Annotated in this window: 20 protein-coding genes and 3 pseudogenes; 5 read left to right on the forward strand and 18 right to left on the reverse strand. The window is 74.4% G+C overall.

Annotation, left to right across the window (positions count from 1 at the left end; translation table 11 throughout):
• Positions 1-27: 27 nt before the first annotated feature.
• Both OG422_RS05910 and OG422_RS05915 read right to left on the reverse strand, forming a co-directional pair.
• Positions 28-1,284, reverse strand: coding sequence for a hypothetical protein (locus OG422_RS05910; RefSeq protein ID WP_405740516.1), 1,257 nt, complete (start codon positions 1,282-1,284; stop codon positions 28-30).
• On the reverse strand, positions 1,281-4,811 hold the full coding sequence (locus OG422_RS05915; protein WP_405740519.1) for a DNA polymerase III subunit alpha: 3,531 nt from the start codon (positions 4,809-4,811) through the stop codon (positions 1,281-1,283). The genes OG422_RS05910 and OG422_RS05915 overlap by 4 nt, the downstream gene beginning before the upstream one ends.
• A gap of 241 nt (positions 4,812-5,052) precedes the next feature.
• On the opposite strand from OG422_RS05915, the gene OG422_RS05920 reads away from it, so the two are divergent.
• Both OG422_RS05920 and OG422_RS05925 read left to right on the forward strand, forming a co-directional pair.
• Positions 5,053-6,114: a DUF3533 domain-containing protein gene (locus OG422_RS05920; protein WP_405740522.1), complete on the forward strand. Its 1,062-nt coding sequence runs from the start codon at positions 5,053-5,055 to the stop codon at positions 6,112-6,114.
• 350 nt (positions 6,115-6,464) lie between these two features.
• Positions 6,465-6,947, forward strand: coding sequence for a subtilase-type protease inhibitor (locus tag OG422_RS05925; RefSeq protein ID WP_405740525.1), 483 nt, complete (start codon positions 6,465-6,467; stop codon positions 6,945-6,947).
• A 105-nt stretch (positions 6,948-7,052) separates the two neighbouring features.
• On the opposite strand, the gene OG422_RS05930 is transcribed toward OG422_RS05925, so the two are convergent.
• From OG422_RS05930 to OG422_RS05980, 11 genes and pseudogenes are all read right to left on the reverse strand, one after another.
• Positions 7,053-8,120 carry a S1 family peptidase gene (locus OG422_RS05930; protein ID WP_405740528.1) on the reverse strand — a complete coding sequence of 356 codons (1,068 nt, stop codon included), beginning with the start codon at positions 8,118-8,120 and terminating at the stop codon, positions 7,053-7,055.
• 593 nt (positions 8,121-8,713) lie between these two features.
• The gene (locus OG422_RS05935) at positions 8,714-9,724 is read right to left on the reverse strand and encodes a slipin family protein (protein WP_405747654.1); all 1,011 of its coding nucleotides are present in this window, start codon (positions 9,722-9,724) and stop codon (positions 8,714-8,716) included.
• A 211-nt stretch (positions 9,725-9,935) separates the two neighbouring features.
• On the reverse strand, positions 9,936-10,841 hold the full coding sequence (locus OG422_RS05940; protein WP_405740531.1) for a S1 family peptidase: 906 nt from the start codon (positions 10,839-10,841) through the stop codon (positions 9,936-9,938).
• A 301-nt stretch (positions 10,842-11,142) separates the two neighbouring features.
• Positions 11,143-11,934, reverse strand: a complete 792-nt coding sequence (locus tag OG422_RS05945; RefSeq protein ID WP_405740534.1) for a DUF1684 domain-containing protein — start codon at positions 11,932-11,934, stop codon at positions 11,143-11,145.
• On the reverse strand, positions 11,931-13,307 hold the full coding sequence (locus OG422_RS05950) for an NtaA/DmoA family FMN-dependent monooxygenase (RefSeq protein ID WP_405740537.1): 1,377 nt from the start codon (positions 13,305-13,307) through the stop codon (positions 11,931-11,933). The genes OG422_RS05945 and OG422_RS05950 overlap by 4 nt, the downstream gene beginning before the upstream one ends.
• Complete coding sequence (locus OG422_RS05955) at positions 13,304-14,362, reverse strand: LLM class flavin-dependent oxidoreductase (protein WP_143940203.1); 1,059 nt, start codon at positions 14,360-14,362, stop codon at positions 13,304-13,306. Before OG422_RS05955 ends, OG422_RS05950 begins: the two co-directional genes overlap by 4 nt.
• Positions 14,363-14,390: 28 nt before the next feature.
• A complete protein-coding gene (locus tag OG422_RS05960; RefSeq protein WP_405740540.1) occupies positions 14,391-14,630 on the reverse strand; it encodes a hypothetical protein in 240 nt (79 codons plus the stop codon).
• A 75-nt stretch (positions 14,631-14,705) separates the two neighbouring features.
• Positions 14,706-15,536: an amino acid ABC transporter ATP-binding protein gene (locus OG422_RS05965; RefSeq protein WP_405740543.1), complete on the reverse strand. Its 831-nt coding sequence runs from the start codon at positions 15,534-15,536 to the stop codon at positions 14,706-14,708.
• Positions 15,533-16,075: pseudogene (locus OG422_RS05970) on the reverse strand (ABC transporter permease subunit). Before OG422_RS05970 ends, OG422_RS05965 begins: the two are co-directional and overlap by 4 nt.
• On the reverse strand, positions 16,059-17,978 hold the full coding sequence (locus OG422_RS05975) for an FAD/NAD(P)-binding protein (protein WP_405740546.1): 1,920 nt from the start codon (positions 17,976-17,978) through the stop codon (positions 16,059-16,061). The pseudogene OG422_RS05970 and the gene OG422_RS05975 overlap by 17 nt, the downstream one beginning before the upstream one ends.
• Positions 17,975-18,853: an amino acid ABC transporter permease gene (locus OG422_RS05980; protein ID WP_405740549.1), complete on the reverse strand. Its 879-nt coding sequence runs from the start codon at positions 18,851-18,853 to the stop codon at positions 17,975-17,977. The genes OG422_RS05975 and OG422_RS05980 overlap by 4 nt, the downstream gene beginning before the upstream one ends.
• Before the next feature lie 750 nt (positions 18,854-19,603).
• Here OG422_RS05980 and OG422_RS05985 point away from each other — a divergent pair.
• Complete coding sequence (locus OG422_RS05985; RefSeq protein WP_405740552.1) at positions 19,604-20,101, forward strand: GNAT family N-acetyltransferase; 498 nt, start codon at positions 19,604-19,606, stop codon at positions 20,099-20,101.
• The gene (locus OG422_RS05990) at positions 20,098-21,045 is read left to right on the forward strand and encodes an ABC transporter substrate-binding protein (RefSeq protein WP_405740555.1); all 948 of its coding nucleotides are present in this window, start codon (positions 20,098-20,100) and stop codon (positions 21,043-21,045) included. Before OG422_RS05985 ends, OG422_RS05990 begins: the two co-directional genes overlap by 4 nt.
• 131 nt (positions 21,046-21,176) lie before the next feature.
• On the opposite strand, the gene OG422_RS05995 is transcribed toward OG422_RS05990, so the two are convergent.
• From OG422_RS05995 to OG422_RS06015, 5 genes and pseudogenes are all read right to left on the reverse strand, one after another.
• Positions 21,177-21,695: a GTP-binding protein gene (locus tag OG422_RS05995; RefSeq protein WP_405747656.1), complete on the reverse strand. Its 519-nt coding sequence runs from the start codon at positions 21,693-21,695 to the stop codon at positions 21,177-21,179.
• A gap of 651 nt (positions 21,696-22,346) precedes the next feature.
• Positions 22,347-22,826, reverse strand: a pseudogene (locus OG422_RS06000) (ATP-binding protein); the annotation flags it as partial.
• Entirely contained in the window at positions 22,748-23,134 is a 387-nt protein-coding gene (locus OG422_RS06005; protein ID WP_405748079.1) for a hypothetical protein, read from the reverse strand. The pseudogene OG422_RS06000 and the gene OG422_RS06005, both read right to left, overlap by 79 nt.
• Positions 23,135-23,167: 33 nt before the next feature.
• Positions 23,168-23,772, reverse strand: a pseudogene (locus tag OG422_RS06010) (nitrate- and nitrite sensing domain-containing protein); the annotation flags it as partial.
• Positions 23,769-24,026 carry a hypothetical protein gene (locus OG422_RS06015; RefSeq protein ID WP_405748081.1) on the reverse strand — a complete coding sequence of 86 codons (258 nt, stop codon included), beginning with the start codon at positions 24,024-24,026 and terminating at the stop codon, positions 23,769-23,771. The pseudogene OG422_RS06010 and the gene OG422_RS06015, both read right to left, overlap by 4 nt.
• A gap of 400 nt (positions 24,027-24,426) precedes the next feature.
• Here OG422_RS06015 and OG422_RS06020 point away from each other — a divergent pair, with 400 nt between their 5' ends.
• The gene (locus OG422_RS06020) at positions 24,427-24,873 is read left to right on the forward strand and encodes a cell division protein SepF (RefSeq protein ID WP_143941149.1); all 447 of its coding nucleotides are present in this window, start codon (positions 24,427-24,429) and stop codon (positions 24,871-24,873) included.
• The last annotated feature ends 15 nt before the right edge of the window (positions 24,874-24,888 follow it).

The raw sequence follows: 24,888 nt of genomic DNA on the forward strand, positions 1-24,888 counted from the left end.
ACCTGCGCGATGCGACCCCGGACTGGTTCAGCGTCCGGGGTCGTGGCGTACGGGCCCGCCCTCACCGTACGGACCGGGGCCGTGCCGTACGGGCGGGGGTGCGGCCGCCGGGCGGACGGCGGTGGCGCCGAAGCGGGCGCGGGCCCGGTCGGCGGCGGCCTCGATGCGGCGGGCCCGGTCGTCGGGGGCGCCGCCGGACGGGTCGAACATCAGCTGCCGGGTGGCGCGTTCGGCCCCGCACAGGTCCTCGGCGCGCAGCGCCACCGCCCGCACCCGGGCCCGCTGGAGACCGAGCGCCGCGTGCAGCGCGTAGGCCGCGGCGGTCAGCGCGGGACCGTGGGCGGTCGGTTCGGGCAGCCGCCGGGTGCGGGTGGTCGAGGTGCCGTCGGCGTAGCGGACGGTGAGGGTGAGCGCGCGGGCCGCCCGGCCGGTGGTGCGCAGCCCGGAGCCGAGGCCGTCGGCGAGCGCGAGGAGCGCGGCGCGACGCCGGTCCGGGTCGAGTTCGTCGTACGGGAAGCGGTGTTCGGCGGCGAGGGAGCGGGTGGCCGGATGGGGGGTGACCGGCGTCGGGTCGATGCCGCGGGCCCGGTCGTACACCGTGCGGCCGGTCCGCGCGCCGAGGATGCGCCGGAGGGTCGCGGGCGGCGCGGCGGCGATCCGGCCGACGCTGTCGAGACCGTGGGCGCCGAGGGCACGGGCGGCCGCCGGGCCCACGCCGTGCAGGGCGACGGCCGGGCGGCGGGCGAGGAACACGGCGATCGACGGGCCGTCCCCCGGCACGGTCCGGATGCCGCCCGGCGGGGCGTCCTGGGCCGCCATCCGGGCGAGCAGCGGGTTACCGGCAACGCCGATGGTGCACCGGACGCCGTACCGGGCCAGGGCACGCAGCCGGACCAGGGCGGCGATACCGGCGGCGTCGGTACCGAAATAACGGCGCGCACCGCGGACGTCGGCGAGCGCGGCATCCGGCGGCGCCGCCTCCACCACGGGCGTGAACTCGCCCAGCAGGGCGAGCAGTTGCCCGTACAGTCCGGCGTCGGCCTGGTCGCCGGAGGCGGTGGCGAATCGTACGTGGAGGAGGCCGGGGGGTGGGGCGTCCGGAGCAGCGGCCTCCGGGTGCGGGACAGCCGGACGGGAGCCCTCCGGGTGCGGGGCCTCGGGGCGTGAGCCCTCCGGGTGCGGGGCCTCGGTACGCGGGTCGGCCGGGCGCGGGCCGGCCGGGCGCGGGCCGGCCGGGCGCGCGCCCTCCGAACGCCGCCCCTCCGAACGCGGATCGGCACTCATCCCGCACTCCCCGGACTCGCATGCCAGAGCTTGCGCCCGGTGGCGGCGCCCGCCTCCCCCGCGGGACGGAGGTCGGCCCACGGGTGCAGGGTGTAGCCGGTCTCCAGGCGGAGGGTGCGTCCGGCGTCCGCGGGGGCGTCGGCCGGGGGCGCGGGGGCGGCGAGGCGGGCGGTGACCGCCTCCAGGCCGCCGGTGCGGCGGAGTTCGGCCAGTTCGGCGAGGTTCCAGGCGGCGGTGGCGACCACGCTCACGCTGCGCGGACCGCGCCGCTGGACCGTGCCGCGCACCAGCAGCAGCCAGGAGTGGAAGACGGTGTGCGCGCACGCATCGAGAGACGAGGGGGTACCTCCCGGACCGCCAGGGCCCGGGGGAGCGTCGAAGAAGGCGCAGTCGACCAGGCCGGTGGTGTCGTCGAGGGTGGTGAAGACGACCCGGCGGCCGGAGCGGATCGGCGGGGTCTGGGTGGCTGCCTTGGCCCCGGCGACCAGCACCGTCTCGCCGTGCCGGGCGTCACGCAGCCGCCGGGCGGGCAGCGCGCCCAGCTCCGCGAGGAATTCCCGGTGATCGGTCATCAGATGGCGGGAGGCGTCCATGCCGAGGATGCCCAGCTCGGCGCCGATGCGTTCGACGTCGGTGAGGTCGGGCAGCCCGGTGGGCTCGACGGGATCGGGAACCGGATCCGCACCGTCCGCGCCCCGGGCGGGCAGCGTCAACTGGCCGGACGGGACGCGCCGTTGCCGCCGGTGGAGTTCGGAGAGGTGGAGCAGCAGATCGCGGCGGTTGGCGCCGAAGGCGTCCAGCGCGCCCACCCGGGCGAGGCGTTCGGCGACCGGACGGCCGGGCCGGGCCCGCTGCCACAGGTCCTGGAGCGAAACGTACGGTTGCCCGGCCACGATCCGCTCCGCCTCGGCCCCGCTCATCCCGTGGACGTCCCCGAGCGCGAGCCGCACGCCCCAGACCGCGACACCCCCTTGACCGGGCACCAGTTCGATGCGGTGGGTGATCGCGGACCGGTTCACGTCCAGCGGCAGCACCGGCACCCCGCGCCGCCGGGCGTCCGCGAGCAGCAGCCGCTTGGGGTACATCCCCGGGTCGTGGGTGAGCAGCCCGGCGTAGAAGGCCGCGGGGTGGTGCGCCTTGAGCCAGGCGGACTGGTACGTCGGCACCGCGAAGGCCACCGCGTGCGCCTTGCAGAATCCGTACGCGCCGAACGCCTCGACGATCTCCCAGGTGCGGGCGGTCGCCGCGGGCGGGTAGCCGCGCTTCCCGGCACGCTCCGCGAACCAGGCGCGGGTCTCGTCCCGGCGGGCCGGATCGGACAGCGCGCGCCGCCGCTCGTCCGCCTCGCCGCGCCCGCAGCCGGTCATGATCCGCAGGATCTCGATGAGCTGTTCGTGGAAGACCACCACGCCGTAGGTCTCACGCAGCGGCTCCGCCAGGTCGGGGTGGGGGTAGCGGACGGGCGCGCGGCCGTGCCGGGCCTCGATGAAGGGCCGCACCATGTCGGCGGCGACGGGGCCGGGGCGGAACAGCGAGATGTCGACGACCAGGTCGTGGAAGGTGGCCGGCTGGAGCCGTCCCACCAGGTCGCGCTGGCCGGGCGATTCGATCTGGAAGCAGCCGAGCGTCTCGGTGGAACGGATCAGCTCGTAGGTGGCCGGATCGCCGGGCGGGACCTGCGCCGGATCGTCCAGGTCGGGGCGGTGGCCGGTGGCCCGCCCGATCTCGGCGACCGCCTGCGCCATCGCGGACTGCATCCGTACGCCCAGCACATCGAGCTTGAGCAGCCCCAGATCCTCCACGTCCTCCTTGTCGAACTGCGACATCGCCAGCGGCGTGGCCGCGCCGCCGGGTCCGCCGGGCGCCACCACGGCGGTCGGCACGACGGGGGTGCGGCGCAGCAGCGAGGCGTCCGACAGCAGCACGCCGCAGGGGTGCATGGCGATGCCGCGGGGCAGTGCGTCCAGCGCCTCGACCAGCTCCCACAGCCGCTCGCTCGCGCTCTCCCGCACCCCGCGCAGCTCCGGGAGCTCGGCCAGCGCGGCGCGGGCGTCGCGGGCGCGGAGGTGCGGGAAGGACGTGGCGAGCCGGTCCACCCGCGCCGGGTCCATGCCCAGCGCCGCGCCGACGTCCCGTACCGCGTGCCGCACCCGGTAGGTCTCGGGCATCGCGACCGTCGCGACGCGCTCGGCGCCGAAGCGGTCGAAGATCGCGCGGTAGACCTCCAGGCGGCGGGCGGACTCGACATCGATGTCGATGTCCGGCAGCGCCACCCGCCGCTCGGACAGGAAGCGCTCCATCAGCAGCCCGTGGGCGACGGGGTCGGCCTGCGCGATGCCCAGCAGATGGTTGACGAACGATCCGGCACCGGAGCCGCGGGCCGCGACGCGGATGCCCCGCTCCCGCACGTCGTCGACGACGCGGGCGACGGTCAGGAAGTACGAGGGGAAGCCGAGGCGTTCGATGGTGCGCAGCTCGTCGTGGAGGCGTTCCCAGCGCGCGCGGTCGCGGTCGTAGCCGCGCAGCACCATCGCGGCGGCGCAGCGCGAGCGCAGGACGCGGGCGGCGGTGCGGTGCGCCGCGCCGACGAGACGGGCCTCGGGGAAGTGGACGCGGCCCAGCCCGATGTCGTCCGCCGGATCGACCCGGCAGGCGTCCGCGGCCTCCTCGGTGAGGGCGAGCAGGCGGTGGGCGCGCTCGCGCCGGAAACCGGCGGCCCCGGCGATCCGCTCGGCGGCGCGGGCCATGGCGGCGGCGTCCTTGAGCCAGCGCTCGCCGCTGTCCCGGGCCGCGGCGCGGCGGGCGACGGGCACCAGGCGGCGGGCGGAGTCCAGGACGTCGGCGACCGGTCCCTGGCCGGGGTCGGCGTAGCGCACCGCGTTGGCGAGGACGGCGGCCACGCCCTGGTCGACGGCGAGGCCGAGGGTGCGGGCGGCGAGGCGGAGCGATCCGGGCCCGGAGCCGGGCCGTCCGTGGTCGACGGCCTCCAGGCGCAGCGCGTCGCCGTACCGTTCGCGCCAGGGGGCGAGGAGGCGGGTGGCGTGGTCGGGGCGGCCGGCGGCGAGCGCCCGGCCGACGTCGGAGTCGGGCCCGAGCAGGACGAGGAGGCCGTCCGGCGCGGACCCCAGCGCCGCCCGTGGCAGAACCGGCCGGTCGCCGCCGGTGGCGTGGGCGGCCGATACCAGGCGGCACAGGGCGGCCCAGCCGGTGGCGCCGTCGCGGGCCAGGAAGACGGCGCGAGGCGCGGACTCGTCGACGAAGGCGCCGCCGCGCACCGGGGTGCGGCGGCGGGGCGCGGTGCCCGGGGCGGGGTCCGCGACGGCGAGGTCGACGCCGAAGAGCGGGCGGATCCCGGCGCGGTCGGCGGCCTTGGCGAACCGTACGGCGCCGGAGAGGCCGTCCCGGTCGGTCAGCGCGAGGGCACCAAGACCCCGCTCGGCGGCGCGCTCGACCAGCACCTCCGGGCGGGAGGCGCCGTAGCGCAGGGAGAACCCGGACGCGGTGTGCAGATGCGTGAACCCCGGCATCGCACCTCCTGCACCTCATCCGCCCCCCGGCTGTCCGCGTCTCCCGCTTTCCTCCACCATAACCCCTCATTCGAACGTTCGTACGAGTACGGGATTCGGGTGACCCGGCGTGGGGCGGCCACCCGCCGTCCGGCGCCTCCGTCGTTCGGCCCCGCCCGCTCTGCGCGATGCCTGCGCCGACCGGAGGATGTGGGAGCACAGCCGGGTACGAGCACCGGCGCGACACGGCGAGGAGCGGCCCATGGCCACGACCGACGACGGCACCCGGATGACCTTCCTCCAGGAGGTACGGAGCGCGGTGAGCATCCGCGCCGCGCTGCTGGTGACCGGCGTACTCGGCCTGATGGTCGCGTTCATCACGTCCTACGCCGGCGCCTTCCACGCGCCGAAGCCGACCGATATCGCGCTCGGCGTGGTCGCGCCCGCGCAGGCCCGCGGCGCGCTGGTGACCAAGCTCGACGGGCTGCCCGGCTCCCCCCTGGACCCGCGCGCGCTGCCGTCCCGGGAGGTGGCGCTCCAGCAGCTGCGGGACCGGAAGATCGACGCGGCGCTGGTCGTCGACCCGCGCTCCACCACCGACCGGCTCCTGGTCGCGAGCGGCGGCGGGGCGGCGCTGTCGCAGGCGACGGAGGCGGTCGTCAAGGCGGCGGACAGGGCAGAGGGCCGCACCCTGCGCACCGAGGACGTACGGCCCGCGGCGGACGGCGACTCGCGCAGCCTGTCGTCGTTCTACCTGGTCGTGGGGTGGTGTGTGGGCGGATATCTGTGTGCCGCGATCCTGGCGATCAGCGCGGGCGCCCGCCCGGCGAACACCGCCCGCGCGGTGATCCGGCTGGGCGCCCTCGCGGTCTACTCGCTCCTCGCCGGGCTGGCCGGGGCGGTGGTGATCGGCCCGGTGCTGAACGCGCTGCCCGGCAGCCTGTTCGGGCTGTGGGGGCTGGGCGCACTGATCGTCTTCGCGGTGGGGGCGACCACCCTGGCGTTCCAGACCCTGCTGGGCGTCATCGGCATCGGGCTGGCGATCCTGGTGATCGTGGTGTTCGGCAACCCGAGCGCGGGCGGCGCATATCCGTATCCGCTGCTGCCGCCCTTCTGGCGGGCGATCGGCCCCGCGCTGCCACCGGGCGCGGGCACCTGGGCGTCCCGTTCCCTCGCCTACTTCGGCGGCAACGGCCTGACCTCGTCACTGCTGGTCCTCTCCGCCTGGGCCGTGGGCGGCGTACTGCTCAGCGTCATCCTCGCGGCGCTCCGCGACCGGGACCGCCGGAACAACACGCTGGCGCCGGTGACACCGCGTGCCTGAGCGGACGGGACGGGGGCCGCCAGGGCCCGGAACCGCCGCATCCGGGCCGCCCCACCTCCCCGTACGCACCACCTTCGGGCCATTCGGGGAGCGCCGGGCGGGGACCGGTGCCGGGGGTGACGGCCGGATCCGCTCCCCCGCCGCGCGAGCGGGCCGGGAGGGCGACGGCCCCGCACCAACAGCGAAGGCACCGTTCCGGCGCCGGGTCTCCACACTCTCACCACAACCTTCGCGCCACTACCCACGGCGTTCATCCATCGACTCAAAGTGAACGATCGAGATGCGGGCGCCCGGCTGCTGAGCCAGACTCCCGTCCGACATCTGCACCTACAGGCAAAGGAGTGTTCGCAATGCGGTACATCGTTGGAGGCGTCGCGCTCGGCGCGGCACTGGTCATAGGCACGCTCGCCTCCACCGCGCAGGCCACCACCCCACCGGTCACCACCACCCCGGTCGCGGTCGTCGCCCCGGCCACCGACCACACCCCGGCCCGGTCCGCCGAGCTCTACGCCCCGACCGCCCTCGTCCTGACGGTCGGCCACGGTGAACACCGCGCGGACACCGCGGTGCAGCGCGCCGTGACGCTGAGCTGTACGCCGAAGGCGTCCGGTACGCACCCCCTGCCCGCCGGGGCCTGCTCCCGGCTGCGCGCGGCGGGCGGCGAGTTCGACCGGGTGACCCGCACCGACGGCACCGGGGCGTGCACCCGGGAGTGGGACCCGGTCGTGGTGACGGCGGACGGCGTCTGGCAGGGCAGGCGGGTGACGTACACGCACACCTTCGCCAACTCCTGTGAACTGCGCGCCGCCGCGAACACCGTCTTCGCGTTCTGACCGCCCCGGACGCGCCCCGGCCCCCGGACGCCGTACACGTCCGGGGGCCGGGGGCACCGTCACACCGCGCCGGGAGGCCCGGCGGGCGCGCGGTCCGGTGGAGCGTCAGCCGATCTCGGCGCCGTACTTCTGCAGGGCCGCGGGGACCGGCTGGAAGAAGGTCTCGCCGCCCTGCGAGCAGTCGCCGCTGCCGCCGGAGGTGAGGCCGAGGGCGGACTCACCGTCGAAGAGGGCGCCGCCGCTGTCGCCGGGCTCGGCGCAGACGTCGGTCTGGATCAGTCCCTCGACCGTGCCCTCCTGGTAGTTGACGGTGGCGTTGAGCGCCTTGACCGTGCCGTCGTGCACCTGGGTGGTGCTGCCGCTGCGCTGCACCTTCTCACCGACGGTCGCGTCCGCGGCCTTGGTGATCTTCTGGGCGCTGCCGTTGTAGAGGTCCACCTCGCTGGGGTGGTCGGTGTCCCCCGTGTACTTGACGATCGAGAAGTCGTTGCCCGGGAAGGTCGAGTCCTCGGTGGTGGCGATCTCCTGACCGCCCTGCTGGTCGGACCAGCTCTTGACCGCGTTGCCGCAGTGACCGGCGGTCAGGAAGTACGGCTGGCCGCCCTTGACGACGTTGAAGCCGAGCGAGCAGCGGGCACTGCTGCCCCAGATCGCGTCGCCGCCGGCGACCAGCGGCTTCAGCGCACCCTGGGTCCGGCGGAGCGTCACCTTGTCGCCCAGGCCCTTGGTGACCTTGGTGAGCTTGGCGAGCGAGTCACCCTTGACCGTGCGGTCGGCGGTCACCACGACCTTGTTGGTCCGCGGGTCGACGCCCCAGGCGGTGCCGGGGATGGTGGCATCGGCCTTCAGCGTCCTGCGCGCCGAGTCCAGCTGGGCCATCGAGTGCGTGACCATTCTGGCCTCGGCGCCCTTGGCCCGTACGGACTTGGCCGCCGCGTCGTCCACGACGTTGACCACGAGCTTCTTGGCCTGGGCGTCGTAGTACGAACCGGCGGTGCCCGCCGAGTTGACCTGCGAGGCGAGGGTGGTCGCCGCCGCCGGGGAGAGCTTCGCCGACTGCGGGACGGTTGCGGCGTTGGCGCTGTGCAGAGTGAGCGTGGCGGTGGCGGCGAGAGCCAGTGCTCCCGCGCCGGCCAGGACCGCGCGGCGCTGGGGTATGCGACGGTGCTTCAACTCGGTACCTCCCGTGGGGGGAAGGGCCCGCGAGGGGGACACGGACCCGGAGAGTGTGGGGGGGGAGCAGGTCACGGACGGACGGCTTCCCGCACGACACCCCGGAAAGTCGCGTCCATGCCAACGTGCGCCGCCGAGTATTCCCACCCGTCTCACCCGTGCACAAGACCGAGTTCCGGTCTCGCCTCCGGGAGTTCACCGCTTCCCCACCCGCCGGTCACACCGATATCCGCGCACGTCCGTCCCGAGTGCGGACACTGCCGGCCGCCCCGACCTCCGGCTCTCCCCGGCCACACGACTGCGCCCCCTGGCCGAAATCCCTCAGTTCATGACCGGCGGACGCCACCGGCGCCGCCCGCACGAAGAGACATGCGCGGGCCCCGTGGCGTTGTCGCCATGGGGCCCGCGCGTCGGTGAAGGGTCGCCGTCCGGGCCGTATCGCCGTCCGGCGCGGGTCAGTTGACCTTCCGGCACTTACGACCTGGGACCGAGGCACCCGCTTTCTCCGTGCCGCTCAGGAGTGTCGGCCGGGCACAGAAGAAGCCGGACGGGTCACGCTCACCCGTCCGGCTTCGGGCGCTCACCGCCCGGTTTCAGGCCCCCGCGCCCCGGCCGCCCTCGCCGGTGTCACCCTTCTCCACGTCCGCGACACGCCCGATGTCCTCGATGACGCCGCTGACATCCTTGATCTCCCCCACGTCCTCGACCGGCTCGACCGGTCCCACTGTCCCGTCCTCCAGGGCATGGTCGCCGGCCCCGTCGGCGCTCGCGCCGGTCGACGCGGGCGGGACCCGGCCGAAGGTACCGGTCGCCGCCTCGGCGCGGGCCGTTTCGGCCTGGGCCTGGAGGCCGGAGCGTTCCAGGAAGCGCAGGAGCTCCACAGGGAAGGGCAGGACCAGTGTGGAATTCTTCTCGGCGGCGACGGCCACCACGGTCTGGAGCAGCCGCAGTTGGAGCGCGGCGGGCTGGCCGGACATCGCCTGGGCGGCCTCGGCCAGCTTCTTCGACGCCTGGAGTTCGGCGTCTGCGTTGATGACGCGGGCGCGGCGGTCCCTGGTGGCCTCCGCCTGGCGGGCCATCGACCGCTTCATGGTCTCCGGCAGCGATACGTCCTTGATCTCCACCCGGTCGATCTGGATGCCCCAGCCCAGTGCGGGGCTGTCGATCATCACGGCGAGGCCCTGGTTGAGCTTCTCGCGGTTGGAGAGCAGATCATCGAGATCGCTCTTGCCGATGATGGAGCGGAGCGAGGTCTGCGCGACCTGCGAGACGGCGAAGCGGTAGTCCTCGACGGCGATGACGGCGTCGGCGGCGTCCACGACCTTGAAGTAGACGACGGCGTCGACGCGGACGGTGACGTTGTCGCGGGTGATGCCCTCCTGCGCGGGCACCGGCATCGTCACGATCTGCATGTTGACCTTACGCATCCGGTCGACACCCGGGACGATCATGGTGAAGCCGGGGCCGCGGACCGCCGACGTCAGTCGGCCCAGCCGCAGGACCACTCCGCGTTCGTACTGCTTGACCACGCGCGCCGCCGCGAGGAGATAGACGACGCCCACCGAGGCGAGGGCTACCCCGCCACTCACCAGCTCTTCCAGCATCACGGCCCCCTGACTGACCTCTGCCACTCCGGGTGTTTTACGCTCTTTACCATGGTATGCCCGGAGCAGCGGGCGTCATCCGGTGCCGGAAACACGGGAGGCCGGGACCCTGCCCGCCGGCGGGCAGGGTCCCGGCCCGGTCCGGACCGTCATCCGGCCGTACGCCGATATCAGCAGATCAGGAGCGGTGAGCCAGGCCGCCCCGAGGGGATCAGTAGACGCTCACGCCGTAGGCGCTGAGCGCCTCGGTGACGGGCTGGAAGTACGTCGTACCGCCCGAAGTGCAGTCGCCGCTGCCGCCGGAGGTCAGGCCGAGAGCCGTGGACCCGGAGTAGAGCGGGCCGCCGCTGTCGCCGGGCTCGGCGCAGACGGTGGTCTTGATGAGACCGGAGACGATCTCACCGTTGCCGTAGTTCACCGTGGCGTTCAGGCCGGTGACCGTGCCGCTGTGGATGCCGGTGGTGGAACCGCGGCGGGTGACGGACTGGCCGACGGTCGGGGTGGCGGCGCTGGTGATGTCCTGGCTGCCGACGGTGCCCTCGTGGCTGACCGACCCGGTGTACTTCACGATGCCGTAGTCGTTGCCGGGGAAGCTGGACCCGGCGGTCGGACCGATGCTCGTGGAGCCCGAGGAGTTGCTGTACCAGGGCGGGTTGCCGTCGGTGCAGTGACCCGCCGTCAGGAAGTAGTACGTGCTGCCGCTGCGGACGTTGAAGCCGAGCGAGCAGCGCCAGCTCGGCGCGTAGATGGCGTCGCCGCCGGAGATCAGCTTGCGCAGGGTGCCGGGTGTCCGCTCGACGCGTACGGCGCCCGCGTTGCTGCCCGCCGCGCGCTCGATCTTCGCGAGATCGGCCCGGGAGACGGTGCTGTCGGCGGTGACGACCACCTCGTTGCCCACCGGGTCGACCGACCAGGCGGTGCCCGCGACGTCCGCGGCGCGGACCGCGGAGCCGGCCGCGGAGAGCTGGGCGGCGCTGTACTTCGTGGTGGGCGCGGGGTTCTGCGCGTTGGCGGACGGGACGGCGATGGCCCCCACGGCCAGCAGTCCGGTCGCCACGGCGAGCAGTCGGGTGCGTCTCTGCACGCCGCTGCGGGGAATGGTGCGCTCGTTCCTCACGTGATTCCTCCGAGGGGATCGGTGGGCCGCCCGCGGCGGCCCGTGAGGCGCAGCCGAGGGGCACGCGCGGGAATCGGCGCGCCGAAATCCGCACTTCCGCACGATCGCTTTAGCGTGCCCCTGACAAGCGCTGACGGGAGTCTCGGATGGATCCGACCGCCGCGCAAGAGGGCCGTGATACGCAAGGGGGAAGCCGGACCGGCGCCAACCACCTCCGGGCAGCACGGAGTTCGCCGCCCCGGCAGGCCCTCACGGGTGTGCCGGGACGGCGGTTGACCCCCTCGGTCGGCGGTGGGACGGATCAGGCGCCGGAACGGTTCCGCTCACCCGCCCGCAGCGCGAACGGCAGGGTGTTGCCGGGCGGCGGGAACGGGCAGATGAAGTGGTCGGCGAAGGCGCACGGCGGCAGCAGCGTGCGGTTGAGGTCAACGGTGACGGTGCCGTCCGCGGCGGGCGCCGGGGGCCGCAGGAAGCGGAAGCGGTAGCTCTCGGTGCCGCTGGTGGCGTCCGCGAGGACCGCCCACAGCGACCCGTCGCCCTCGACCGCGACCTGGAGCGCGTGCTCCGCGCCGTCCACGGTGAAGGTCAGCTCCCCGGCGAGCCCCAGCTCCCGCCGTACGCCGTCGGCGTTGGGCACCCGTACCGCGCGGCTCTCCTCGTACGGGCGGAAGCGGCCCGGCACCACCCACCGCGGATCGTGGTCGTAGGTGTCGATGCCGGTGAAGTCGCGGCGGGCGGGCGCGGCGGGGTCGACGTCGCGGACCGCCCACAGGCCCTCGCGGCGCAGCACCGGCAGGCGCCGGTCGCCGTGGGCGATACGGGCGGACTCGGGCCCGGTGTCCGGGCCGAGGCGGATCTCACCATCGAGCGGGGTGCCGTCGGCGGTGAGGCCGTCGGCCGGAGTGGCGTGGAGGACGACCGCGTCACCGTCGTCGTCCCAGCGGCCCGGCAGTCCCGGGATCCGGCCGTCGGGGTGGTCGGCGAGCCAGTGGGTGCCGGTCAGGGCCAGCGGCCCGTACGGCCGGGAGATGTCGGTGACGCGGTGCTCGCGCCAGGTCTGCCACGCCGCGCGGGCGTCCGTGCCGGTGTTCATGACGCCTCACCCTGCCATACCGGAGTGACAGCTTCCGGAAGACCGAGATGGGAGCGGAGGGTGCTGCCGGTGTACTCGGTGCGGAAGACGCCGCGCTCCTGGAGCAGCGGGACGACCCGGTCGACGAACGGGTCGAGCCCGTTGGGCGTCAGATGCGGGACGAGGATGAACCCGTCGGCCGCCCGGGCGCGGACGAACGCGTCCATCTCCGCGGCGACCGCCTGCGGAGTGCCGACGAACGACTGCCGCCCGGTCGTCTCGATCACCGTCTCACGCAGCGACAACCCCTTGGCCTGCGACAACGCCCGCCATTTGGCGACCACCGCCGCCGGGTCGGCGATCTTGACGCGGCCCTGCGCCAGCTCCGAGTGCGGGTCCGGATCGATGTCCGGCAGCGGCCCGTCCGGGTCGTACCCGGAGAGGTCGGCGCCCCAGATCTGCTCGGCGGCGAGCAGGGCGTTCTGCGGGGAGATCTGCCGTCGGCGGATCTCGGCGGCGTGCTCCTGGGCCTCGGCGGCGGTGTCGCCGAGGACGAAGGTCACCCCCGGCATGATCTTGAGGTCGTCCGGCCGCCGCCCGTGGGCCGCGAGCCGCCCCTTGACGTCGGCGTAGAACGCCTGGCCCGCCGCGAGCCCGCTGTGCCGGGTGAAGATCACATCGGCGGTGGCGGCGGCGAAGTCCCGGCCCTCGGGCGAGTCCCCGGCCTGGATGATGACGGGGTGGCCCTGCGGGGAGCGCGGCAGGGTGAACGGCCCGGCGAGGTCGAAGTGGGCGCCGCGGTACCGGACCGGCTCGGGCGCCGGGCCGCTCCACGAGTCCCACAACTCCCGGGCCGCGGCGACGAATTCGGCGGCGCGGGCGTACCTGTCGGCGCGGTCGAGGTAGCCGCCGCGGCGGAAGTTCTCGCCGGTGAAGGCGTCCGAGGTGGTGACGACGTTCCAGGCGGCCCGGCCGTCGCTGAGGTGGTCGAGCGAGGAGAGCCGCCGGGCCAGTTCGTACGGTTCGTTGAAGGTCGCGTTGACGGTGGCGGCCAGGCCCAGCCGGTCGGTGACGGCGGCGAGCGCGGTCAGCACGGTCAGCGACTCGGGGCGGCCGACGACGTCGAGGTCGTGGATGCGGCCCTTGTGTTCGCGCAGCCGCAGCCCCTCGGCGAGGAAGAAGAAGTCGAAGAGTCCGCGTTCGGCGGTCCGGGCGAGGTGGACGAAGGAGTCGAACCGGATCTGGCTGCCGAGCGAGGGATGGCGGGCGGCGCCCCGGCCCGTGGCGGGCGGGGCGTCGTCCCAGACGGTGGTGTTGTTGACGCCCGGGAAGTGCGCGGCCAGATGGATCTGCCGGGGCGTGGACGGGTCGGACGGGTGCGGGGCGGCGGTCATCGCGAGACCTCTCGGGCGCGGGCGTAGCGGTTGGCGGGGCGGGGCAGGCCCAGGTGCTCGCGGAGCGTGGCGCCCGGGTAGAAGCGGCGGAGCAGGCAGCGGTGCTGGAGGACCGGGACGGTGCCGTCGACCAGCAGGCCCAGATCACGGGCCGGTTCGGCGGGGCGCAGATGGAAGCCGTCGGCCGCGCCGTCGGCGTACCAGTCGCCGATCAGCTCGGCGAGGGCGACGGCGTCCCCGGAGGCGTACAGCTCGATCTCCACCGAGGCGAGGACGAGCAGCCGGTCCGGGTCGCGGCCCAGCGCGCGGGCGCGGGAGCGCAGGTCGTCGCGGGCGGCGGAGGCGGTGCCCGGATCCTGGGCGCGGACCAGCGCGACATCGGCGTGTGCGGCGGCCACCTGCCGTACGGTCGCGCCCTCGGGCCCGCTGCCGGTGGCGTCGATGACGACGGGCGGTCGGCCCTGCGGGGGCCTGGGCACGATGGACGGGCCACGGACCGAGAAGAACTCCCCGGCGTAGTCGGCGTAGTGGAGCTTGTCGCGGTCGATGAAGCGGCCGCCGGCCCGGTCGCGGATCTCGGCATCGTCCTCCCAGCTGTCCCAGAGCCGGGCGGCGACCTCCGCGACCTCGCCCGCCTCCCGCCACGCCGCGTCGGGCGCGGGCGCCGGGCGGCGGCCGAAGAGCGCCGCCTCCGCCGCGGAGAGCGACACCTCGGGCTGCCAGCCCGCCCGGCCGCCGCTGACCCAGTCGAGGGTGGCGATCGAGGTGGCGACGTGGAAGGGCTCGGTGTGGGTGGTGGTGACGGTGGGGACGAGGCCGATGCGTGCGGTGGCCGGGGCCACCCGGGACAGGACGGCGAGCGCGTCGGGGCCCGGCCGTCCGAAGGCGTCGCCGAGGGTGACGAAGTCGAGGGTGCCGCGCTCGGCGAGGCGGACCAGGCGGAGGTGGCCGGACGCGTCGAAGCGTTCCGGGGCGGCCGGGCGGCCGGTGACCGGGGGGCCGTCGAGGGCGATGGCCAGCGGGATCGGGCGCCGCTGCGGTGTGGGTGAGGCCATGGGGGTTGCCTTCCGATAGGGGTGCCGGTCAGTGCGTCCGGGGCAGGCCGGGCGGGTTGATCTGCGAGGTGGTGAGGGCTTCGGCGCCCAGTCCCCAGTGGTCGAGGACCGCGCGGTAACTGCCGTCGGCGATGACGGCGCGCAGCGCCGCGGCGTACGCGCCGACCAGTCCGCTGCCCTTCTTCGTGGTGGCGGCGATCGTGCCCCGGACGACGTCGCCGCCCCCGGAGAACCGCCCGATGCTCTGCGTACGCCCCGCGGTGTTCACGTGGTACACGACGGACGCGCCCGGCGGCGGTTCACGGCGAGGTTCCTCGGGGCGGTGTCTCGGGGGCCGGGCATCTCACAGGACCTTGGAGAGGAAGGCCCGGGTGCGGGCCTCGCGGGGCGCGCCGAGCACCTGGGACGGTGGGCCCTGTTCGACGATGCGGCCGTCGTCCATGAAGACGACGGTGTCGGCGACCTCCCGGGCGAAGCCGATCTCATGGGTGACGACGATCATCGTGGTGCCCTGCCGGGCTGGGGCGTGCCCGTGAGGTCCCGTCGTCCGCCCGGAGGGCGGGACCTCACGGGCACGCCCCAGGTCCTTGATGACGTCGAGGACCTCCCCGACCAGCTCCGGGTCGAGGGCGGACGTCGGCTCGTCGAAGAGGAGGAGCTTGGGCTCCAGGGCCAGGGCGCGGGCGATGGCGACGCGCTGCTGCTGGCCGCCGGAGAGCTGCCGCGGATAGGCGTCGGCCTTGTCGGCCAGCCCCACCCGCGCCAGCAGCGCCAGCGCGGTGGCGGTCGCCTCCTTGCGGGAGCGGCGCAGCGCCGCCACGGGCGCCTCGGTGAGGTTCTCCACCACCGTCAGATGCGGGAAGAGGTGGAAGTCCTGGAAGACGAAGCCGATATGGGTGCGCTGCCGCAGGATCTCCCGTTCGCGCAGCTCGTACAGCTTGTCGCCGGAGCGGCGGTAGCCGACGAGCGTGCCGTCGACGGTGACGGTGCCGCTGTCGGCCTTCTCCAGATGGTTGAGGGTGCGCAGCAGGGTGGACTTGCCGGAGCCGGACGGGCCGATGACGACGGTGACCTCACCGGCGGCGACCCGCAGGTCCACCCCCTTGAGGACGTCGAGCGGGCCGAAGCTCTTGCGGACGGCGCGGACCTCGACCATCGCGGGCTGTGGACTCATCGGGTGGCTCCCTTGGCGAAGTGACGTTCGACGTGGTGCCGGAGGGCGGAGAGCGCGCTGGTCAGCAGCAGGTACCAGACGGTGGCGACCCTCAGCAGCGGGACGACGCGGCCGGTGCGGCCGTGGATGACCTGGGCCTGGTGGAAGAGTTCGCCGATCGCCATGACGGAGACGATCGAGGTGCCCTTGAAGAGGGAGATGACCCCGTTGGCGGCGTGGGGCGCGAGGGCGCGCGTCGCCTGCGGCAGCACGATCCGGCGCAGTTGCCGCAGCCGAGGGCGAAGCCCGGCGCGGTGCCGTGGACGGTCAGCCGGCGGGTGGTGCCGACGGCGTGCAGCACCGCCGGCGCGGTGACGTACTGCGCGAACACCCCCCATTCCCAGGCCGGGTTGGTGGCCGGCCCGTGGACGAACTGTGCGAGGAGCACGGCGGTCACGGCGACGGCGACCCAGCGCCAGGGGTGGCGTACGGGCGCCACCCGCAGCGTCTCCGGGCGGTGCGGGTGCCGTGGCGGCGGGTGGTTCAGCGGTCAGCGGCATGGCGGTCCTCGCGGGTGGCGGTACGGGCGGTGCGGGGCCGCGCGGCGGGCGGGGCCGCACGCTCCGTCAGGAAGGTGAGCAGCGCCCGCGCGCTCGCGTCGTTCTGCCGGAAGGCGGGGGCGTTGGTACGGGGTCGGGTGAAGGCGCCGCCGGAGCGGGCGTCGGTGTGCGGGCCGAGGGCGAAACGGCGCGGGTGCGGGCGGCCCGCCCGGTCGAGGACGCGGCCGTCGGCGGGGTCCACGGCGAGCAGTCCGGCGGGGGTCGCGGCGGCGCCGTCGGCGTGCAGGGCGCGCAGCAGACTGTCGGCGGAGCGGGCCACGGTCGGCTCCGGCAGCCGCGCCTCGACCAGCGCCCGGGCCGGGGTCGCGGCGCCCGGCACGGTCGCCGACCGGGCCGTGAACCGTCCGGTGACCGCGTCGGCGGTGACGGTGGTGTCGGCGCCGAGGAAGCGGACGAGTCCGGCGCGGGAGAGGGCGAGCAGCTGCCGCAGCCGGGGGCCGGGCGGCCCGGAGGCGAGATAGCTGAAGAAGCCGTGCCACCAGGGGCCGCGGTCGCCGATCCGGATCAGCTGGCCGTAGACGGAGAGCAGCGCGAGGAAAACGGCCTGGTCGGGGCTGTACGCCGGATCGTGACGGCGAGTCAGATCGGCCTCGATGTGGGCGCGCAGCGCGTCCTGGAGGGCGTCGCCGTCCGGGAGGCGCAGCCCGGCCAGCGGGTGGTCGAGGGCGGTGAGGTCGAGGCGGTCGGCCGCGTCCGGTACGGCCTCCTCGGCCAGTGCGCGGCGGGCGGCCGCGTCCCCGGCGGCGTACCGGCGCTCGAAGGCGGGCCAGGGCATCCGGGTGCGCTCGGGGTGGGCGGCGAACAGGCGGTGGTAGTGGGCGAAGCCCAGCTCCGCCTCGATCAGCGGGCGGACGTCGGCGTCGAAGGAGAAGCCGCCGGGCCGGGCGAGCAGCGCGTCGACCTCGGCGGGGCCGAGGAACCGCGGCAGCGGCGGGCGGGGCGCGTCCGGTTCGTAGCCGATCTTGGAGCGGTAGGGGACGCCGCGCCGCGACCCGACGTGCAGCACCGGTTCGCGGCCCGACGGGTGGTAGGTCAGCTCCCCGGCCCCTCCTTCGACGGCCTCGGTGTACCGGCCGCCGCGGCCCTCGGTGACCAGCACCATCAGGTCGATGAAGGCGAGGCCGAACCCGCGGACCAGCACCGGCTCGCCGGGCCGCAGCCCGCCGAGGCCGGCGTCGGCGGTGAAGCCCGGCGGCAGATACGTCAGCCCGTGGCGCTTCGCGAACCGGTCGAACTCCCGCTGCCCCGCGTCGGGTTCGGCGTCGAGGTGCCCGAGGGCGAGCACCACGGCGTCGGCGGTGAGCGGCGCGGGGCAGCCCTCCAGCCACACCTGCTGGCGGCCGTCGGCCGGCCCGGCGAGGCGGACCGCGCGCCGCCGGTGCTCATGGACGGCGATCCGCGGCGGCAGCGCGGCCACCGCACGCTCGTACGCCCAGGTCAGATAGGCGCTCTGGAGCCGTCGGCCGGGGAAGTCGCGCGGGCCGAGGGCGGCGACGGCCGCGGCGACGTCGGGGGTGACGCGGATGCCGCCGGAGCGGACCGCGGCGCACCACTGGGCGAGCGACGGGCCCGGGCGCACCGGACCGGCCATCTCCACGGTGTCGTCGGTGAAGAGGGTGGAGTCGTCGGGCAGCGAGTTCATCCACAGCAGCGGCGACTGGTCGCGGCGCCAGATGCGGCCGCCGCCCGGCGGGTACGGATCGACGAGGTGCAGGTCGAGCGGGGCGTCGCCGTACAGCTCGGGGGCGTTGGCGGCGATCCGCTCGATGAGACCGGTGGCGCGGGGCCCGGCGCCGACGACGACCACGGCGGGGCGCCCGGCCCCGCGCGGCGCGGCGCTCACCGGGCACCGGCCGTTCCGCGGGCGTAGCGCCGCTCGACGTAGTGCTGGCCGATGCCGAGCAGCGAGGTGATGATCACGTACCAGACGGTGGCGACCATCAGCATCGGGATGACCTGGTACGTGCGGTGGTAGATGAGCTGCACGGAGTAGAGCAGGTCGTTGACGGCGATCATGCTGACGACGGAGGTGCCCTTGAGGGTGCCGATCAGCATGTTCCCGGCGGGCGGCACGATCGACCGCATGGCCTGCGGCAGCACGATCCGGCGCAGCCGCCGCCACCGGCCGAGCCCCAGCGACTGGGCGGCCTCCGTCTGCCCCCGGTCGACGGAGAGGATCCCGGCCCGGACCACCTCGGCGGCGTACGCGGCCTCGTGGAGGGTCAGGCCGAGGACGGCGATGGCGGGCGGCGCGAGCAGATGGACGGTCCTGACGCCCAGGATCGTCGGGTAGAGCGCGCCGATGTTGAACCAGAACAGCAGCTGCACCAGGATCGGCATCGACCGGAAGAGCCAGATGTACCCCGAACTTACGCCGCGCAGCACGGGGTTGGCGGACAGCCGCATGGTGGCGAGCAGCGTGCCCAGTGCGAAGCCGAGGACCATCACGGCGGCGGTCAGCCAGAGCGTGAGCAGCAGACCGTTCAGGACCGGCGTGGTGAGGAAGTAGGCGGCGACGAGGTCCCACCGGAAGGCGTCGTTCCCGGCGACGGAGCGGAGTACGAGACCCAGCAGGACGAGGACGACGACGGCGGCCGCCCACCGGCCGAGCGGGCGGCGGGCGACGATGCGCGGTGGCGCGTCGCCTACGGGACGCCCGTCGGCGGGCGGGGCGGCGGAAGAGGAAACGGCAGGGGTGCGGAGGGTGCCGGAAGGCATGCGAAGGCTCCGTGGATGCGGTGATCGAACACGGGAGATGCGCCTTCACAGGCAGAACGGTCGCGCCCCTCAGCACGGCCGTGGACCGAGGCTATGGGGTCAACACGCCGTTCTGTCAAGGCTGTCCACACTGTGAGCAGTCCGTCTCGGGGCAGTTGACGCGCCACCGGATGCCTGTTCCACTTGGCCGCATGAACGCATGGCAGTGGCTGGTCACCCGCGACCACATCGACTTCGGTCGCGTGTGGTCGTCGTCCTGTTGAGCTGACCCCCTGCCCTGAGGCCCGCCGCCTTCGCCGGACGGGCCGATCCGCGGTTCCGCCTTCCCGCCACCGCGCCTTCACACCGTGCCGCCCGTCGGCGCACCCTCCCCTCGCGCTTCCCGGATCCCGGACGCCCGCCGCCCCGGCTCCCCCGCACCACCCGCGTCACCTCCGCCTGCCCGTGCGCTCCGCCGTCGGCGCGCCCGGACCCGCGCGGCCCCCTGCTCCCGCCTCCTCGTTCCTTCGGCACGCTCGAAGAAGGGCGCGATATGCGCTTCGGCGTCATGACACTCATCGACCACGTCCCGGACGCCCGCTCCGGACACCTCGTCTCCCCACCGAACGGTTCCGCGACGTCATCGAACTGGCCGTGCTCGCCGAGGAGTTGGGATTCGACGCGCCCCCGGGCGTCGGCGAGCGGCACGGTCCGCCGTTCCCCTGCGGCTCCCCGCCCGCGGAGTGCGGTGCCGGCCGCGGAGCCGGTCCGGTGACCGCCGTCCGCCGCGCCGACGGCCCGACCGTGCTGCACACCACCGTCACCGACCCACTCGCCCGCCCCCTGCTCGACGAACTCACCCACGAATACACCTCCCGCTACGGCGGACCCGTCGACCTCCGCCGGCAGTACCCGGCGTCCGAGTTCGCCCCGCCGCACGGCACGTTCCTGCTGCTCCTGGAGGACGGCGAGCCGGTCGCCGGGGGCGCCTACCGCCGCCACGACGCCCGCACCGCGGAGCTGAAACGCATCTGGACGCACTCCGCACACCGCCGCCGCGGGCTGGCCCGCCGGGTGCTCCGGGCACTGGAGCAGGAGGCCGCCGCCCATGGCTACACCCGCCTCTACCTGACGACGGGGCCCCGCCAGCCGGAGGCCAGGGGCCTGTACCTGGCCGCGGGTTACCGCCCGCTCTTCGACCTGACCGCACCGCCGGAGTCGATCGGCCCGCTGCCGTTCGAGAAGCCCCTGGAGACCCGCCGCCCATGACCAGCCCCAGCTTCCCCGAGCGGACCGCGATGCGCGTCGCCGCCCTTCTCACCGCCGCCGCGCTGACCCTCGCCGGGTGCGCCGAACCGGCGGCCACCGGCAAGGACGCGCCGGACGGCCACAGCTCAGCCGTGCCCACCACAGACGTCGTCTCCGGCATCGCCAAGGACCCGGCCGCCGCCGCGCTGCTGCCCGACGGGGTCCGCGCCCGCGGCGCGCTCGCCCTCGCCTCCAGCATCAGTGCGCTACCCGGCGCCGTCTATCTGCCGGACGGCAGGACCGTCGCCGGCGAGGACATCGACCTCGCGGACGCCGTCGGCAAGGTCCTGGGCCTGCGGCTGAAGCGGGAGCCGGCGAGCTTCGAGGCGATCCTGCCCGCCCTCGGCAGCGGCCGGTACGACGTGGGTACCGGCAACTTCGGCGTCACCGACGCCCGCCGGAAGACCCTCGACTTCGTCACGTACGTCAATGACGGCCAGGGCTTCGCCGTCCGCGAGGACAGCGCGCTGAAGAAGGTCACCGCGCTGACGCAGCTGTGCGGTCTGACCGTCGCCACCGGCGCCGGGACGACCTTCGAGGCGACGCTGGAGAAGGAACGCCCCCGCTGCGCCGCCGCCGGGAAGAAGCCGTACGACGTCAAGACGTACGCCGAGGTGTCCGCGCTGTACGCCTCGCTCCAGCAGGGCCGCACCGATGTGGTGATGAGCACCGTCAACGGTCTGCGGTACGCCGTCAGCCGCCAGCCCGGGCTGCGATTCCTCAACGCCTACAAGCGGCTGGACGTCGGCTTCGCCTTCACAAAGGGCAGCCCCCTGACGCCCGCCTTCCGGGCCGCCGTCAACCACCTCATCAAGAGCGGGAATTACCACAAAATCCTCAAGAAGTGGGGCACCGCGGACTCGGCGCTGGCCACCTCGCGGATCAGTCCCCCGGAGATCCGCTGACGCACACGGGCGTGTCCGCAAAGTCCCGTCGTCCGCCCGGAGCACGCCAGGCGGGACGTCGCGGACACGCACGCGGGGCACGGGCCGCCCTTCCGGACCGCCCGTGCCCCGCACCGCCGATGCGCCGCCGGCTACCGCGCCGCCGCGCCCGCCTTCGCCGGTCCCCCTGTGACGTGCTGGTGCACGACCTGGTCCATCAGCGCGGCCAGCACATCGCGGACCGTGGACCGGTTGCGCGCGTCGCAGGTGAGGACCGGCACCTCCGGGCCGATGCCCAGCGCCTCGCGGACCTCGTCCAGCGCGAAGAGCTGCGCGCCGTCGAAGCGGTTGACCGCCAGGACGAACGGCGTCCCGCGCTCCTCGAAGTAGTCGAGCGCGGGGAACGAATCCTCGATCCGGCGGGTGTCCACCAGCACGATCGAGCCCAGCGCGCCCTCCACCAGGTCGTCCCAGAGGAACGAGAACCGGTCCTGGCCCGGCGTGCCGAACAGATAGAGCACGATCGACGGGTCGAGCGTGATCCGGCCGAAGTCCAGCGCGACGGTCGTGGTGGTCTTGTTCTCCACCCCGACCAGCGAGTTCACCCCGACCGAGACCTGGGTGATCGCGGCTTCGGTGTCCAGCGGCTCGATCTCCGAGACCGCGCCGATGAACGTCGTCTTCTCCTTCTCCTGCTGCGGCGCCCGCTCCGGCGTCCGCCCGGACGGGGCCGCGTCCGCCGCGGGCCCGGCCGGAGTGCCGGACTCCGGCTCCCGGCGCGCCGCCCGCTCACGCGCCCGCTCCTCGTTCCGCTCCCGCTGCGCCTGCCGCTCCTTCTCCTTCTCGACGCTGATGGCGCCGCGCATATGGGCGCTGCGCAGCCCGGCGAGCATCCCGGAGACCTGGTCGGGCGAGCGCTCCGGCGTCGGCGCGGCCTGCTGCTGCCAGCGCGGCGCCGCCGCCTCGCCCACCGCGGACCGGATGGCGCTGCGCCGCGCCCGCTTGACCAGGCCGTTACGGGTACGGGCCGCGGAGGAGCCGCGCGGTCCGGCCGGGGCCGCCGCGTTCTCCTCGGCGTCCTGGGCGGCACGCGGCCGGGGCAGCGCCTCGGCGGCACCACCGGCGGGGCGGGGTACGGGCGCCGCGTCGCGGTCCGGGGCGGCCGGGGCGGCGGCCTCCGGGCGGGCCGGTCGCCGGCCCTTCGCGTCCGCCGGGTCCGTCTGCTCGTCGGGCACCGTCTGCTCCTTCCTCCCGCGCGCAGGAGGGACGGCGGGGACGGCCGGTGCGGCCGCGGAGTCGGTCAGGAGGGTCGCCGGGATGAGCACCCGGGCGACGGTTCCGGCGGCCGGTGCCTCGCCGAGACAGACCTCGATGCCGCACTTGCGGGCCAGCGCGCCGACGACGAAGTGGCCCAGGAACCGGGTGGGTTCGGCCATGAAGCCGGCGGCCCCGGAGAGCCGGACGTTCGCCTCGGCCATCGCCGGGGCGGCCACGCCGGTGCCGTGGTCGACGATGGCGACGAGGTAACCGGCGCTGGTGCGGCGGCCCTCGACCTCGACGTCGGTGTCCGGCAGGGAGAAGCTGAGCGCGTTCTCGACCAGCTCGGCCAGCAGATGCGCGATCTCGGAGACGACAGTGCCGCTGAGGAACGCGGCGTCCACCTGCCGCAGGCTGACCCGGCGGTACTCCTCCACCTCGGAGAGGGCCGCGCGAATGACGTCGGTCACCGACAGCGGGGTGGCCCAGGTCCGCGGGCTGGCCTCACCGGCGAGCACCAGCAGGCTCTCGGCGTTGCGGCGCATACGGGTGGCGAGGTGGTCCAGCTCGAAGAGGTGCTCGGTACGGCCAGCGGGCCGAGCGGTTCGGGCGCGCCGGACTCCGTCTGGACGCGGGCGACGGCGGCGGGCAGCCGGTTCCCGGCGACATCACGGGCCTGCCGGGTCAGCGCGCCGAGCGGCCCGGAGACCGAGCGGGCGGCGCCGATCGCGAGGGCGGCGAGCGCGGCGATCGAGCCGAGGGCCAGCAGTCCGAAGAAGACCAGCGTGCGGGTGGCGTCGGACTCCAGCTCACCGGCGCGGGCGGTGATGTCCTTGCCCAGCGAGCTCTGCACGGTGCGCAGGCCGTTGATGGTGGAGGTCGCCGACTCGTACCAGGCGGTGGCCGGGATGCGGGCGGGCAGCCGGCCGTGACCGGCGACGCTCTCCTGGACGTAGCCGAGCAGCTGCTGCGCGGCGGGCGTCGCCAGCGCCTCCTTCAGCTCCTGCTGCTGGGGGCCGGTGGCCCACTCGGGGAAGCCGGCCGCGGCCGACAGGCGTCCGGCGCGGGCGGTCAGGAAGCGGGTGTAGTCGTCCCGCGGAACGCCCCGGCATGCAGCGAGCCCAGCACGATGGCGCGCTCCTGGCCCAGCAGCTCCTTCATCGACCCCAGGACCTGGAGCGCCTGGTGGTCGGCGCGCAGCCGTGCGTCGCGGACGTGGACGAGGCCGAGGTCGAGGCGGCCGAGGGCTTCGTCGGTGCCGGTGAAGTAGTCGTAGGTGCGGGCGACGACGCCGGTGCCGTTGTCGGCGGCGGCGCGGATGTCCTTGAGGGCGTCGGCGCGGCGCAGCGCGGTGCGGACGGAGTCGGCCGCGGGGTCGTCGCGGTCGGCGAGCTCGCCGTCGACCTTGGTGCGTGCGGCGTCGGTGAGCGTGCGCTGGGCCGGCATGCCGGTGCGGAACTGCTTGATCCCGCCGACGTAGCCGGTGGTCAGTCCGCGTTCCTTCTGGTGTTCGTGGAGGAACCCCTGGCGGCGTCGGCGAGATGGGCGTCCGACGCGGTGGCGCTGGCGTTCTGGTAGTCGCCGATCTGGTGGGCGGCGGAGAACCCGAGCAGGGCCAGGAGTATCGCGAGCGCGACGCAGAGGATGCGGATGAGCTTGGCGCGGATGGTGCGCGGCGCCACGACGGCTGCCGTGAACGCCCGCCGGAAGCGCGCGGATCCGGCTTCCTTGGTCCGTGTTTCCACTGGGAGAGACTTTCGAAGGTGTGTGGTCCGGACAGCAGACGGAAATCTGCTGCCGTGTCAACGACCTTCCGTTGTGTCGGTCACCCGATCATCTGCCCGGCTCCGGGACGTTTCCCCGGGCCGGGGACATATGCCCTGGTCTCCCGCCGGAACCTACCCGGCGGTCGAGGAGGGTTCCCGCGGACCGCGTGTCGACATGGTCCGCAGCCCGGGCCTATCGTGACTTCCATCACCACGTCAGTTCCCGTCCCACCCGCGGAAGCTGACAAGCCGCCATCCGCTCTGCACCAGATCTGTCACGAACCCCCCGTGCGGCGGCTATCCACTTGGCACACCCTCCGCCTCATGAAGGACCATAGGGGGGCGGACATACAGACACCGCGGGTGAGAGGAGGCGTCCATGGGATCGGTGCGCAAGGCGAGTGCCTGGCTTGGCCTCGTCGACGACAACGATGACGAGCGTTACTACGACGACGACTATGCCGAGGGACCGGAGCACGGGGCCCAGGGGACCGGCTCCTGGGTGACCGACCCGGGTCTGCGGGTGGCCGAGAGCCCCGCCGAGGACCAGAGCACCCGCATCGCCACGGTCACCCCGGACGGCTTCGGGGACGCCCGCGGCATCGGTGAGCTGTTCCGCGGCGGCGTCCCGGTGATCGTCAACCTGACGGCGATGGAGTCGGGTGACGCCAAGCGCGTGGTGGACTTCGCCGCCGGTCTCGCCTTCGGGCTGCGTGGCTCGATCGAGCGGGTCGCCACCCGGGTCTTCCTGCTCACCCCGGCCGACTACCGCGTCGTCAGCGGCGAGACGCGGGAACGCAACGGCGGGTTCTTCAACCAGAGCTGACCGGGCGCGGGCCCG

It is taken from the genome of Streptomyces sp. NBC_01525 (assembly GCF_045040405.1).
Lineage (GTDB): Bacteria > Actinomycetota > Actinomycetes > Streptomycetales > Streptomycetaceae > Streptomyces > Streptomyces benahoarensis.

Coding starts and splice junctions, on each gene's coding strand:
- OG422_RS05910 (WP_405740516.1), bottom strand. CDS start 1,284: ATGAGTGCCGATCCGCGTTCGGAGGGGCGGCGTTCGGAGGGCGCGCGC.
- OG422_RS05915 (WP_405740519.1), bottom strand. CDS start 4,811: ATGCCGGGGTTCACGCATCTGCACACCGCGTCCGGGTTCTCCCTGCGC.
- OG422_RS05920 (WP_405740522.1), top strand. CDS start 5,053: ATGGCCACGACCGACGACGGCACCCGGATGACCTTCCTCCAGGAGGTA.
- OG422_RS05925 (WP_405740525.1), top strand. CDS start 6,465: ATGCGGTACATCGTTGGAGGCGTCGCGCTCGGCGCGGCACTGGTCATA.
- OG422_RS05935 (WP_405747654.1), bottom strand. CDS start 9,724: ATGCTGGAAGAGCTGGTGAGTGGCGGGGTAGCCCTCGCCTCGGTGGGC.
- OG422_RS05945 (WP_405740534.1), bottom strand. CDS start 11,934: ATGAACACCGGCACGGACGCCCGCGCGGCGTGGCAGACCTGGCGCGAG.
- OG422_RS05950 (WP_405740537.1), bottom strand. CDS start 13,307: ATGACCGCCGCCCCGCACCCGTCCGACCCGTCCACGCCCCGGCAGATC.
- OG422_RS05955 (WP_143940203.1), bottom strand. CDS start 14,362: ATGGCCTCACCCACACCGCAGCGGCGCCCGATCCCGCTGGCCATCGCC.
- OG422_RS05965 (WP_405740543.1), bottom strand. CDS start 15,536: ATGAGTCCACAGCCCGCGATGGTCGAGGTCCGCGCCGTCCGCAAGAGC.
- OG422_RS05980 (WP_405740549.1), bottom strand. CDS start 18,853: ATGCCTTCCGGCACCCTCCGCACCCCTGCCGTTTCCTCTTCCGCCGCC.
- OG422_RS05990 (WP_405740555.1), top strand. CDS start 20,098: ATGACCAGCCCCAGCTTCCCCGAGCGGACCGCGATGCGCGTCGCCGCC.
- OG422_RS06020 (WP_143941149.1), top strand. CDS start 24,427: ATGGGATCGGTGCGCAAGGCGAGTGCCTGGCTTGGCCTCGTCGACGAC.